Below are 12,103 nucleotides of genomic sequence, written 5' to 3'. Positions count from 1 at the left end.
GTACAGAACCTGAATGACGGTGTCGCCGCAGACTGAATCCAAATGTAAAGCAGTAATACCAGCTCTGGGTGGCTGACGATCTTCGAATGATTTCATGCATTCAGATCATGAGTGCGGCGCGCTCGATCTATACTTCGCTTTCGCGCAGGGGTACTCGTTCCGCTTTACCAGGAACGGGTTGAGAGAGTCCCTTCGTACCAGTACGGATAATGCCGATGCTGGGAGCCGTATTTCCGCCGCGCGTCCCTGCACGCCTGACGGAAGTCCATTCCCGATCGGCTCCAACCACTCGCTTGGAGCTTTCCATGAACGCCAATCCCAAATTCCTGGCCGCTACCGCCGAAGTCGACGCGGCGGCCGTCGCACCGCTGCCCAAATCGCGCCGCGTGTATGAGACGGGCTCGCGCCCCGACATCCGCGTACCGTTTCGCGAGATCGAGCAGGACGACACGCCGACCATGTTCGGCGGGGAAAAGAACCCGCCGCTGACGGTCTACGATTGCAGCGGCCCATACACCGACCCCGACGTAAAAATCGATATCCGCCGCGGCCTGCCCGAACTGCGCCGCGCGTGGATTGAAGAACGTGGCGACACCGAGGTGCTGTCCGGCCCCAGCAGCGACTATGGCAAGCAACGCCTGACCGATCCGAAACTGACGGCCATGCGCTTTGACCTGCAACGCCCGCCGCGCCGCGCCCGCACGGGCGCCAACGTGTCGCAGATGCACTATGCGCGACGCGGCATCATCACGCCGGAAATGGAATTCGTGGCGATCCGCGAAAGCCTGCGCCGCGAGCACTATCTGCAAACGTTGCGCGACAGCGGTCCCGACGGCGAAAAGATGGTCAAGCGGCTGCTGCGCCAGCACCCGGGCCAATCGTTCGGCGCGGCCATCCCCGCCGCGATCACGCCGGAATTCGTGCGTGACGAAATCGCACGCGGACGCGCCATCATCCCCGCCAACATCAATCACCCGGAAGTCGAGCCGATGGCCATCGGCCGCAACTTCCTGGTCAAGATCAACGCCAACATCGGCAACTCGGCCGTCAGCTCGGGTATTGGCGAAGAAGTGGAAAAGATGACCTGGGCGATCCGCTGGGGCGGCGACACGGTGATGGATCTCTCCACCGGCAAGCACATCCACGAAACCCGTGAATGGATCATCCGCAATTCGCCCGTGCCGATCGGCACCGTGCCGATCTATCAGGCGCTGGAAAAGGTGGACGGCAAGGCCGAGGACCTGACCTGGGAAATCTTCCGCGACACCTTGATCGAGCAGGCCGAGCAAGGCGTGGATTACTTCACGATCCATGCCGGCGTGCGCCTGCCGTTTATTCCCATGACGGCCGATCGCATGACGGGGATCGTGTCGCGCGGCGGTTCGATCATGGCCAAATGGTGTCTGGCGCATCACAAGGAAAGCTTCCTGTACGAGCGCTTTGAAGACATCTGCGAAATCATGAAGGCGTATGACGTCAGCTTCTCGCTGGGCGATGGGCTGCGCCCGGGCTCGGGCTATGACGCCAACGACGAAGCACAATTCGCGGAATTGAAGACGCTGGGCGAACTGACGCAGGTGGCGTGGAAGCACGACGTACAGGTCATGATCGAAGGCCCCGGCCATGTGCCGATGCAGATGATCAAGGAGAACATGGAGCTGCAACTTGAGCACTGCCATGAAGCGCCCTTCTACACGCTGGGCCCGCTGACGACCGATATCGCGCCGGGCTACGACCACATCACGTCGGGCATCGGGGCCGCGCTGATCGGTTGGTACGGCACCGCGATGCTCTGTTATGTGACGCCGAAGGAACACCTGGGGTTGCCGAACAAGAAGGACGTGAAGGACGGCATCATCACGTACAAGATCGCGGCCCACGCGGCGGACCTGGCCAAGGGCCACCCGGGCGCGGCGATCCGCGACAACGCGTTGTCGAAGGCGCGCTTTGAATTCCGCTGGGACGATCAGTTCAACCTGGGCCTGGATCCCGACACCGCCAAGGAATTCCACGACGAGACCTTGCCGAAGGACTCGATGAAGGTCGCGCATTTCTGCTCGATGTGCGGTCCGCATTTTTGCAGCATGAAGATCACGCAGGACGTGCGCGACTACGCGGCGGCGCAGGGCGTGAGCGAGAAGGACGCGCTGCAAAAAGGCATGCAGGAAAAATCGGTGGAGTTCGTGAAGAAGGGCGCCGAGGTCTATCACCGGCAATAGCGGCGATGGCAGCAGGGCCGGCATCCAGACGCGATGCCGGCCCTGCCCGAGCCATCAGTTTCAGTTCAACCGGGCGACCGCTTACAGCAGCTTGCCCGGATTCATGATCCCGGCCGGATCCATGACCTTCTTGATTTCCCGCATCAGGCGCAGCTCGACCGGGTCCTTGCTATGCAGGAAGTGGTCGCGCTTGAGCTGGCCGATGCCATGTTCGGCGGAAATGCTGCCGCCATAGCGGTTGACTTCGTCCAGCACGGCATCGGTGATCGCGGCGCCATGAATCGCCACCCAATCACGCGCCGCGCCGGCGGGCCGCGACAGGTTGTAGTGCAGGTTGCCGTCCCCGAAGTGTCCGAAGATGAACGGGCGGATGTCGGGATACAGCGCACGCACGCGCGCCTCGGCGGACACCATGAATTCCGGAATGCGTTCGATGGGCAAGGACACGTCGTGCTTCAGATGCGGCCCATCGGCACGCTGCGCTTCGGAGATCTCCTCGCGCAGCTTCCACAAGGTCTGCAACTGCGCCATGGACGCCGACACCGCCGCATCCAGGCACAGCCCGCGTTCCAGCGCCGTGCCGATCACGTTCTCCAACAGCGTCGTCAGGCCGGCTTCGTCCGCCGTGTCGGCAAGTTCGACCAGCACGTACGCGGGGTAGCGCTGGTCGAAAGGTTCCTGCACGCCTTCGGCATGGGTCAGCACGAGATCCAGGCAATCGCCCGAAAAATATTCGAATGCCTGCAAGCGCGCGCCACATTGCTCGAACAGAATTTCGAACAATTGCAGCGCCTGCGCGGGCGACTCGACCGCCGTCAGCACCACCGAGCGCACATCGGTGCGCGGGAACAGCCGCAGCGCCACCGCCGTGATCACGCCAAGCGTGCCTTCGGAGCCGATCAGCAGCTGTTTAAGGTCGTAGCCGGTGTTGTCCTTGCGCAGCGTGCGCAGGCCATTGAAGATTTCGCCGGTGGGCAGCACGGCTTCCACGCCCAGCACCAGTTCGCGCGCCATGCCGTAGCGCACCACGTTGACGCCGCCGGCGTTGGTGGCGACGTTGCCGCCGATCTGGCTGGAATCTTCCGCCGCCAGGCTCAGGGGCAACAGTCGCCCGGCCTCTTGCGCGGCACGCCGCAGGTTGCCCAGGATGGCGCCGGCCTCGGCGACCAGCGTGTTGGCCACGGTGTCGATGGAACGCACGGCGTTCATGCGGTCCAGGCTCAACACCACGTTGCGGCTGCTGCCGTCGGGCGTCGCGCCGCCACACAGGCCGGTATTGCCGCCGCGCGGCACCACGGGCACGCCCTCCTGCTGGCACAGCGCCAGGCAGGCGGCCACTTGCGCTGTGTTGCGCGGGCGCACGACCGCTTGCGCGTGGCCGTTGTACAGGCCGCGCCAATCGGACAACCAGGGCGCGATGTCCGCTTCGGCGGTGTAGACGGTGTCAGGGCCCAGGGCTTGGGCCAGGCGTTGCGGGAAGTCGGATGCGGTCATGATGTCGGCGTGGCTGCGGGAAAGAGTTGATCGAGTTGCAGGCGGTTAGCCGCCTGCTGCAAGTGACGGACCGCCGCCAGTCGGGCGCGGTCGGGGTTGCGCGCGCGGATGGCTTCGAACACGGCAACGTGTTCCTGGTGCACGGCGGCGGTCAAGCCATCGTGCAGCCGGCTGTTCGACCGGGCGGTGCTGACCGCCAGGCGCAACTGGCGGTTCAGGTACTGGAGCAGGTCCTGATAGGTGCGGTTGTGCGTGGCGGCGGCGATGGCGACGTGAAACGAGATGTCGTGTTCCACGCCTTGTTCGGGATGCTCCAGATGCGCTTCCAGCGAGGCCAGCGCCTGCGCCATGGCGGTCAGGTCGGCAGCGTTGCGCCGCAATGCGGCCAGCGCCGCCGCGCCCCCTTCCAGCTCCATACGCAATTCATAGACGTTGGCCAGTTGCTCGCGGTTCACGGCGATGCCACTGGACACCTGGAACCCCTGGCCACCCGTGCGCGACACGACGGTGCTGCCCGACCCTTGCCGGCTCTGGATCAGCCCCTGCGCGCGCAGGCGCTCGGTCACTTCACGGATCACGGCGGCGCTGACGCCGTATTGGTCCGCCAGGACGCGGCCGGGGGGAAGCTTGGCGCCAACAGGATGCACGCCGTCGGCGATGTCCGTGGCGATCTGTTGAGCGACCTGTTCGGTCAGGGTGAGGCTTTTGGTGAGCATGGGGCGGATTATAGATAACTTTTCAGGTTATCTGATAACTTTTATGGAGTGGGGAGGCGTTGCTGGTCGAGTGGATTGAGGTAGTGCAGGAAATCGTGAAGGAGGCGGTGCCTGCGATGCCTACGGTGTCGACGCTCCGCCGCCTGCGTCCGCGCCTCGCCCCGCTATCCGCCTATGCAGCCGATGCCGCAATGGCCCACACAGCCCGCACCCATCAGGCCGTGGCTGGCGCGCTGTCGTCGCCCGTCACGGGCGCTTCATCCAACGCCGTGCCGCCCCCGTCGATTTCGCAGCACCGACCGCCGCGCGCCTTGGCGCGGTACAGCGCGGCGTCGGCGGAATCCAGCGCCGCCTGCGGGCTGCGGTTGTTGGCAGAAATAATGGAAATGCCGATCGACATTCCCACGATGACCCGCGTACCGTCCGCCAGCGCGATGGGCTGCAACGCGTCCAGCAGCAAGTGTTCGCCCAGCCGCAACGCGGCTGTGGCGTCGATGCCCGTGACCAGCACGATGAACTCGTCGCCGCCGATACGCGCCGCCACGTCATCTACGCGCAGCATGGCGCGCATGCGCTGGGCGATGGTCGTCAGCACCTGGTCGCCGGCAGCGTGTCCGTAGGTGTCGTTGATGCGCTTGAAGTCATCCATGTCCATGTACAGCAACGCCGCGTCGCTGTCCTGCCCGCGCGCGCTGGCGCACACGCGCTCCAGCGCCACTTGCAGGCCGGTCCGGTTGGCCAGCCCGGTCAGCGCATCTTCGTTCGCGCGCTGTTTGCTGGCGCGCTCGGCCAGCATGGTCGACACCAGGATGCGGTTCAGCCGATGGGACGCGATGGTCATGCTGATCAGATAGAACGGAATCTGAATGAAGACGATGGCGGTGATGACCTCGCCGCTGAACAGGGCGCCCAGGCACATGGGCCCCAGGCTCAGGAAGATCATGGCGGCCACCAGGCGCGGCGCGCCATAGTTGCGAAAGCAGATGCCCCCGGCCATCGCGCCGCAGGAAACGCCCGCCAGCGTTGCCGCCAGCCAGTCGCCGTTGAGGAGCGTAATGAACACCCCGTACCCCACGCTGAACGCCCAGAACAGCGCCAGCAGCACGTAGATATCGGTATAGGTGTTGCCGCCCTTGGGCGCGGCCCGCAGAGCCGCCCGCAGGATCGTGACGCGCACGATGGCCAGCACCACTTCCAGCAACAACCAGGATATGTACAGCGGTTCGGGGCGGCGCCAGGCGATGACACCCGCAATCATCAGGGTGTTGATGACGCCGCCGGCAAAGATGGGCAACGTGCCGAACAGGCTGGCCAGGAGCGCGGCGCGGATATCCGCAGGCGTATCCGGCCCGGAATGGGTCAACCAGCGCGTCAGGCGCCACTTGGGCAAGCTGAACTTCAGTCCTGTATCCACGCCGTCACGTCCAATCACCGCCTCAAAATTCGGTAGGCTGGCTGGCGTTATAGCAGGTATTTCTGGCCGTTAATATTGTCCGCGAGGGCAATACGGGCCCATTACATGACGAAATCGGGGTGGAAAAGAGGCGGCGACCTTAGCGCCCGCGAGGGCCGCAAACGGCGCATTCGGGGTCTCGCTGCACGTTCACGCTGCGCCATTGCATGGTGCGCACATCCAGCCACAGCAGCCTGCCGGACAGGCTTTCGCCCACGCCGGACAGCAGTTTCAGGGCCTCGGCCGCCTGCATGCTGCCGATGATGCCGACCACCGGCGCAAACACGCCCATGGTCGCGCAATTGGCGTCTTCGACGTCGTCGGCTTCCGGAAACAGGCAGTGGTAGCACGGGGCGCTGTCGTCGCGCAGATCGTAGACGCTGACCTGCCCGTCAAAGCGGATGGCCGCGCCCGACACCAGCGGCTTGCGATGCTGCACGCAGGCGCGGTTGATGGCGTGACGGGTGGTGAAGTTGTCTGTGCAATCCAGCACGAGGTCCGCCGCTGCGACCGCCTCGGACAGCGCTTCGCCCTGCAAACGTTCCACTCGGGCATGCACGCGCGCTTGCGGGTTGAACGCGGCAAGCATGTCGCGTCCGGATTCGGCCTTGTGGCGGCCGACGCTGGCGGTCGTGTGCAGGATCTGGCGTTGCAGGTTGCTCAGTTCGACGACATCGTCGTCAGCGAGAGTGATGTCACCCACGCCAGCCGTCGCGAGGTAGAGCGCGGCGGGTGAACCCAGTCCACCCGCGCCCACGATGAGCACCCGCGCCGCCAGCAGCTTTTCCTGGCCTTCGATGCCCAGCTCATCTAGCAGGATGTGCCGGGCATAGCGCAGCAGTTGCTCGTCGTTCATTTGTCCTTGCTGGGCTCGACTCCGGACGGCGTGATCTTCATGCGCGTGGGAGTACCGCCGCCGGCCTTGGCGTCAGCCTTGGCCTGGGCGCGCGCCGAACCCTTCTGGACCGGCTTGCCAGCCAGCACGTTCAGCGCTTGTTGCAGTTGGAAGTCGTCCTTGCCGCCGAACTCGAACACCTTGGTCGGCAGGTCAACGTTGTCTTGCGCCGAGTTGGACTTCACCTCGTTGGAGGTCTCGGGGTTGGACAGGTGGCGTTGCAGATCGGCTTCGCGCGGCAGGCGGAACAGGTCGCCGTCGGCCGTATCGGCAACGACGTAGTCCGGTTCGATACCCGTGGCCTGGATGGAACGGCCGCTGGGCGTGAAGTAGCGCGAGGTGGTCAGCTTGACGGCAGTGGATTCGGACAACGGCAGGATCACCTGCACCGAGCCCTTGCCGAACGTGCGGTTGCCCAGCACCTTGGCGCGCTTGTGGTCTTGCAGCGCGCCGGCCACGATTTCGGAAGCCGAGGCCGAACCGACGTTCACCAGCACCACCATCGGGACCGTCTTGGTCCAGGCCGGCAAGCCGGACAGGTAGTTGCTTTCGCCGCGCGCATATTCCGACGGCGTGGCCAGGTACTTGTGGCGGGCGTCGGGCGTGCGGCCATCGGTGGACACCACCAGGGCATCCGGCGGCAGGAACGCGCCCGACACGCCGATGGCGCTGGTCAGCAGGCCGCCCGGATCATTGCGCAGATCCAGCACGAGGCCCTTGGGGGCTTCCTTGGCGCCGAGTTCTTTCAGTTGCTTGGCAAGATCGGAACCGGTCTTTTCCTGGAACTGGGCGACGCGGACGTAGCCGATGCCGTTGTCCAGCATCTTGCTGCGCACGCTGCGCACCTTGATGACGTCGCGGACGATCTTCAGCACGATGGGCTGCGGACGGTCGGCGCGCATGATGGTCAGCGTGATGGGCGACTTGGGTGCGCCACGCATGAGCTTGACCGCGTCGTTCAGCGTCATGCCCTTGGTGGGCGTGTCGTCGATCTTGATGATGAGGTCGCCGGCCATGACGCCTGCGCGCGCGGCGGGCGTGTCTTCGATGGGCGAGATGACCTTGACGAAGCCGTCTTCCGCGCCGACTTCGATGCCCAGGCCGCCGAACTCGCCTTGGGTCGCTGTCTGCATTTCGCGGAACGCGTCGGCATCCAGATATGCCGAGTGCGGATCAAGGTTCGAGACCATGCCCGAGATCGCGTTGTCGATCAGGGTTTTGTCGTCGACCGCTTCGACATAGTTGTTTTTGATGGCCGCGAAAACATTGCTCAGTTGCCTGAGCTCGTCCAGGGGCAATGGGCTGCCGCGCTGGGCAACAGCAGTTACCCCTACGCTAAGCAAAACACCAGCCACCGCACCGATGGCAATCAGACCGAAACCGCGAAACTTGCGAGTGCCCATGCACACTTCCCGAATTTTGTTTTCGCCGATGGGGGTTTGGTAATTTACCAACGACTTGTACCTACCAACCTACTGGGCCAGCCACTGGGCCGGGTCCACAGGAGCGCCACGATGGCGAATTTCAAAGTATAGGCCGGATTCCACTTGGCCGCCGGTTGCCCCTACCGTAGCAATAGTATCGCCACCTGTCACCGAATCCCCCACCCGTTTGAGCAGACTTTGGTTGTAAGCATAGACCGTCAGGTACTGCTGGCCATGATCCACGATGATGAGGTTGCCAAAACCGCGCAGCCATTCGGCGTAGACCACGGTACCGGGCGCGACCACCTTGACGGGCGTGCCTTCCGGCGCGCGCAGCACCACGCCGCGCCAGACGCCGCCATCGGGGCGGTCCACCCCGAATCGGCCTTGCACCTGGCCGCGCACCGGCATGGCCAGCCCATGCTTCAGGCCGCTGCCGCCACCCACCGGGGGAGCGGCGCGGGCCGGCTGCTGCACGGATGCAGTGCGGGTTGGAGTGGTATCGGCCTCGGCGGGTTCCGTCTTTTTCGGCGGTTCCGCAGATTTGGCGGGCGTTTGCGCCGGATCGGTCAGGCGCGTCTGCTTCTGTTCAGCTGGACGTAAACCGGCGGCGTCCGGATCGGCCACGGCGACCGGGCCACGGCTTTGGCGGGAGGCGGCTTCGACCTGCTCGCGCGCCTGGGCCGCTTCGCGGGCATCGCGGCTGTCGCGATCGCGCCGGGCGGCGGTTTCGGTGGCCGCCTTGCGGTCAGCCTCGGCTTTTTTTCGGGCTTCGTCGGCGCGGCGCTCGGCTTCGGCGCGCTTGCGGGACTCTTCGGCGGCGCGGCGGGCTTCTTCCACGCGGCGCGCCTCTTCCGCCTTTTTGCGGGCCTCTTCGGCCTTGCGGGCGTCTTCGATCTGCTTGGCGATCGCCGCATCCAGATCGGTGATCAGGCGCGACAGGCGCTGGTCGTCGCGCCCCAGCTTGTTGGCTTCGGCGCGCTGGGCGGCGATCTGCCCTTCCAGTTGCGCAAGCAGCGTGGCGCGCTCTTTCTGCTGCCCGACCAGGGCCGCCTTCTGCTCGGAGGTTTCCGCCACGACTTTTTCAATTTCGGCGCGGCGCTCGTCGGCGCGCGCCTGCAAGGCCGCGAGGCGATCGATATCCGCCCTGAGCGCCTTGACGGCATCGGCACGGGCCCGCGAAACGTAATCCAGATAGCCCAGATTGCGGCCCAGCACCTGGGGATCGTCGCCGGACAGCAGCGCGGTCCAGGGCGACAGGCCGCTGGTGTATTGCGTGCGCAGTTGGTCGGCAAGTTCGACGCGGCGCTTGGCCAGCACGATTTCCTGCGCGCCGATCTGCTTTTCCAGGCTGGTCAGATCCGTCTGCGCCTGGCGCCCGGCATCGGCCAGTTCGCGCAAGCGCAGATTGATCTTGGAAATGGCCGATTCCGACTGCTTGAGCGCATCGGCGGCTTCCTTGCGGGCGGCTTCGCGCCCGTCGATCTCTTTCTGGAGATTCTCGATGCGGTCGCGCAAGGCCGCCTGCTGACGCTCGGCGTCGGACTGGCGGCCGGCAAGGTCGTTGGGCGCGGCGCGAGCCGATAGCGCCCCACCGGTCAACATGACCGCCAACAACAACCCTGCCGTGCGACGCATAGAGATATCAGTCCTTCTTAGCCTTGCCTTGAGCGGCAACCGCAGCCATGGCCGCCTCGATCTCGGCGGCATCGCCCAGATAGTAGTGGCGGATCGGGCGCAGGTCATCATCCAATTCGTAGACCAGCGGCTGGCCGGTCGGAATGTTCAGGTTGACGATGTCGTCGTCCGACACATTGTCCAGATGCTTGATCAGCGCGCGCAGGCTGTTGCCGTGAGCGGCGATCAGCACCTTGCGGCCGGAGCGGATGGCGGGCGCGATGGACTCGTTCCAGAACGGCAGGACGCGATTGACGGTGTCTTTCAGGCATTCGGTGGCGGGCAGCTGGTCGGCCGGGATCTTGGCATAGCGGCTGTCGAAACGCGGATGGCGTTCATCGTCCAGCGACAGCGGTTCCGGGGCGATCGCGTAGGCGCGGCGCCAGATCAGGACCTGTTCGTCGCCATACTTGGCGGCGGTTTCCGCTTTGTTCAAGCCCTGCAGCGCGCCGTAATGGCGTTCGTTCAGGCGCCAGTTCACGCCCACCGGGGTGTACATCGCGTCCATGGCGTCCAGCGCGATCCACAAGGTGCGGATGGCGCGCTTGAGCACCGACGAGTAGGCCAGGTCGAAGGTATAGCCTTCTTTCTTGAGCAGCTCGCCGGCGCGGCGGGCCTGTTCACGGCCGGTTTCGGTCAGGTCGACGTCGGTCCAGCCGGTGAAGCGGTTTTCCAGATTCCACTGGCTTTCGCCGTGGCGCATCAGAACAAGTTTATGCATGGTTTGGCACGCTTTCCGCGCGGGTTAAAGTTAAAGGATGGTTAAAGAATGCGCTCATTTTATAATTGAGTGATTTTGCCCTTGATTTTGCCCCGGCGCACCCGTCCAATTCCCTGGCGCGGCGCCTGCGGGTTGGCCGAGGGTTCGCCCATATCCGGCTAGCTGCCGCACTTCAGGATGCCCCGTGGATCTTTTGCAATTCTTGCTCGATAAAAACAACGTCTTCATCGTCGGCGTCGCCGTGGTTTCAGGCGTGATGCTGGCCATTCCGGCGTTGCGCCGTGGCCGCAGCGGCTCGGCCGTCAGCACTGGCGAGGCCATCCAGATGGTGAACCAGCGCAACGCCGTCTGGGTTGACGTGCGTCCTGTCGAACAATTCCAGGCCGGCCACATCGCCCAGGCACGAAATGTGCCGGTAGCCGACCTTGAACAGAAAGCCGCATCGCTGCCCAAGAACAAGCCGCTGATCCTGGTTTGCGACAATGGCCGCGACTCGGCCCGCGCCGCCGCCAAGCTGCGCGCGCAAGGCCTTGCCGACGTGGTGCCGCTCGAAGGCGGCATGCGCGCCTGGTCGGCCGCCAGCCTGCCCGTCACCCAAAAGGGCTGACCCGGCGGTTGCCCCTATTTCAATCTTGGATTTTTCGAGGAGCGCCTATGAATAAAGTCGTCATGTACAGCAAGGACTACTGTCCGTATTGCTCACGCGCGAAGGCCCTGCTCGAGCAGCGTGGCGTGACCGACCTGGAAATCATCCAGATCGACCGCGATCCGTCACAGCGCGATGTCATGATCGAACGAACCGGCCGACGCACCGTGCCGCAAATCTTCATCGGCGATACTCATGTCGGCGGTTGCGACGACCTGATGGCCCTGGACCGCTCGGGTGGCCTCGCCCCCTTGCTGAACGGCTAATCGCCTCTACTTTTGCCCCCCCCCACCAACGGAATCACTCATGGCTGATCAAGACCAAAACACCCAGCAAGAAGGCGGCAACGACGCGCCCTCGTTCAATCTGCAACGCGTCTACCTGAAAGACCTTTCGCTGGAAATGCCGAACGCGCCTCACGTCTTCCTGGAGCAAGAAGCGCCCCAGGTCGAAGTGAGCATCACCGTGGGCGGCCAGCGTCTGGCCGACACCGTGTTCGAAACCACGGTCACCGTCACCGTCACGACCCGCATCAACGACAAGGTCGTGTACCTGGTCGAAGGCACGCAAGCCGGCATCTTCGAAGCGGCCAACATCCCCGAAGAGCAGCTTGATCCGCTGCTGGGCATTGTCTGCCCGACGATGCTGTACCCGTACCTGCGCGCCAACATCGCCGACGCGATCACGCGCACCTCGATGCCGCCGCTGCACCTGACCGAAGTGAACTTCCAGGCCCTGTACGAACAGCGTCTGGCCGAGCTGCAACAACAGCAGCAAGGCGCCGCCAACGGCAATGGCAACGGCAGCGACTCGGGCATCATCCTGCCCGCCAGCGCCACCCGCCAGTAAGCGCGTCCG

At 64.5% G+C, this 12,103-nt stretch carries 11 protein-coding genes; 4 read left to right on the top strand and 7 right to left on the bottom strand.

Translation table 11 applies throughout. The features are described 5' to 3' along the window. Window positions 1–305: 305 nt before the first annotated feature. Complete coding sequence (gene thiC / locus API01S_RS26150; protein WP_006216235.1) at window positions 306–2,219, top strand: phosphomethylpyrimidine synthase ThiC; 1,914 nt, start codon at window positions 306–308, stop codon at window positions 2,217–2,219. Between the two features lie 81 nt (window positions 2,220–2,300). On the opposite strand, the gene API01S_RS26145 is transcribed toward thiC, so the two are convergent. From API01S_RS26145 to gpmA, 7 genes are all read right to left on the bottom strand, one after another. Continuing rightward, entirely contained in the window at window positions 2,301–3,713 is a 1,413-nt protein-coding gene (locus API01S_RS26145; protein ID WP_061306515.1) for an FAD-binding oxidoreductase, read from the bottom strand. Then, window positions 3,710–4,429 (bottom strand): FadR/GntR family transcriptional regulator, encoded by a 720-nt coding sequence (locus API01S_RS26140; RefSeq protein WP_006216237.1) that lies wholly within the window; start codon window positions 4,427–4,429, stop codon window positions 3,710–3,712. The genes API01S_RS26145 and API01S_RS26140 overlap by 4 nt, the downstream gene beginning before the upstream one ends. A 214-nt stretch (window positions 4,430–4,643) precedes the next feature. Next, window positions 4,644–5,843, bottom strand: a complete 1,200-nt coding sequence (locus API01S_RS26135; protein ID WP_006216238.1) for a GGDEF domain-containing protein — start codon at window positions 5,841–5,843, stop codon at window positions 4,644–4,646. Window positions 5,844–5,982: 139 nt separating this feature from the next. Further along, window positions 5,983–6,738 carry a HesA/MoeB/ThiF family protein gene (locus API01S_RS26130; RefSeq protein WP_061306514.1) on the bottom strand — a complete coding sequence of 252 codons (756 nt, stop codon included), beginning with the start codon at window positions 6,736–6,738 and terminating at the stop codon, window positions 5,983–5,985. Next, complete coding sequence (locus API01S_RS26125; RefSeq protein WP_006216240.1) at window positions 6,735–8,180, bottom strand: S41 family peptidase; 1,446 nt, start codon at window positions 8,178–8,180, stop codon at window positions 6,735–6,737. Before API01S_RS26125 ends, API01S_RS26130 begins: the two co-directional genes overlap by 4 nt. 69 nt (window positions 8,181–8,249) lie before the next feature. Continuing rightward, window positions 8,250–9,839, bottom strand: a complete 1,590-nt coding sequence (locus tag API01S_RS26120; protein ID WP_061306513.1) for a murein hydrolase activator EnvC family protein — start codon at window positions 9,837–9,839, stop codon at window positions 8,250–8,252. A 7-nt stretch (window positions 9,840–9,846) separates the two neighbouring features. Beyond that, complete coding sequence (gene gpmA / locus API01S_RS26115) at window positions 9,847–10,599, bottom strand: 2,3-diphosphoglycerate-dependent phosphoglycerate mutase (RefSeq protein ID WP_006216242.1); 753 nt, start codon at window positions 10,597–10,599, stop codon at window positions 9,847–9,849. A gap of 184 nt (window positions 10,600–10,783) precedes the next feature. On the opposite strand from gpmA, the gene API01S_RS26110 reads away from it, so the two are divergent. The 3 genes from API01S_RS26110 to secB are packed head-to-tail and all read left to right on the top strand — an operon-like array spanning window position 10,784 to window position 12,094. After that, window positions 10,784–11,206 (top strand): rhodanese-like domain-containing protein, encoded by a 423-nt coding sequence (locus API01S_RS26110; RefSeq protein ID WP_006216243.1) that lies wholly within the window; start codon window positions 10,784–10,786, stop codon window positions 11,204–11,206. Window positions 11,207–11,253: 47 nt separating this feature from the next. Next, a complete protein-coding gene (gene grxC / locus API01S_RS26105; protein WP_006216244.1) occupies window positions 11,254–11,511 on the top strand; it encodes a glutaredoxin 3 in 258 nt (85 codons plus the stop codon). Between the two features lie 40 nt (window positions 11,512–11,551). Continuing rightward, complete coding sequence (gene secB / locus API01S_RS26100) at window positions 11,552–12,094, top strand: protein-export chaperone SecB (RefSeq protein WP_006216245.1); 543 nt, start codon at window positions 11,552–11,554, stop codon at window positions 12,092–12,094. Window positions 12,095–12,103: the final 9 nt, after the last annotated feature.

The sequence above is a fragment of the Achromobacter piechaudii NBRC 102461 genome, from assembly GCF_001571245.1.
Taxonomy (GTDB): domain Bacteria; phylum Pseudomonadota; class Gammaproteobacteria; order Burkholderiales; family Burkholderiaceae_B; genus Achromobacter; species Achromobacter piechaudii.
The sequence above is the reverse complement of the archived record's forward strand: the minus strand, read 5'-3'. Positions and strand labels throughout refer to the sequence as shown.

What these genes read in the sequence shown, in the direction of transcription:
- thiC (WP_006216235.1), top strand. Translation starts at nt 306, where the DNA reads ATGAACGCCAATCCCAAATTCCTGGCCGCTACCGCCGAAGTCGACGCG.
- API01S_RS26145 (WP_061306515.1), bottom strand. Translation starts at nt 3,713, where the DNA reads ATGACCGCATCCGACTTCCCGCAACGCCTGGCCCAAGCCCTGGGCCCT.
- API01S_RS26140 (WP_006216237.1), bottom strand. Translation starts at nt 4,429, where the DNA reads ATGCTCACCAAAAGCCTCACCCTGACCGAACAGGTCGCTCAACAGATC.
- API01S_RS26130 (WP_061306514.1), bottom strand. Translation starts at nt 6,738, where the DNA reads ATGAACGACGAGCAACTGCTGCGCTATGCCCGGCACATCCTGCTAGAT.
- API01S_RS26125 (WP_006216240.1), bottom strand. Translation starts at nt 8,180, where the DNA reads ATGGGCACTCGCAAGTTTCGCGGTTTCGGTCTGATTGCCATCGGTGCG.
- API01S_RS26120 (WP_061306513.1), bottom strand. Translation starts at nt 9,839, where the DNA reads ATGCGTCGCACGGCAGGGTTGTTGTTGGCGGTCATGTTGACCGGTGGG.
- gpmA (WP_006216242.1), bottom strand. Translation starts at nt 10,599, where the DNA reads ATGCATAAACTTGTTCTGATGCGCCACGGCGAAAGCCAGTGGAATCTG.
- grxC (WP_006216244.1), top strand. Translation starts at nt 11,254, where the DNA reads ATGAATAAAGTCGTCATGTACAGCAAGGACTACTGTCCGTATTGCTCA.
- secB (WP_006216245.1), top strand. Translation starts at nt 11,552, where the DNA reads ATGGCTGATCAAGACCAAAACACCCAGCAAGAAGGCGGCAACGACGCG.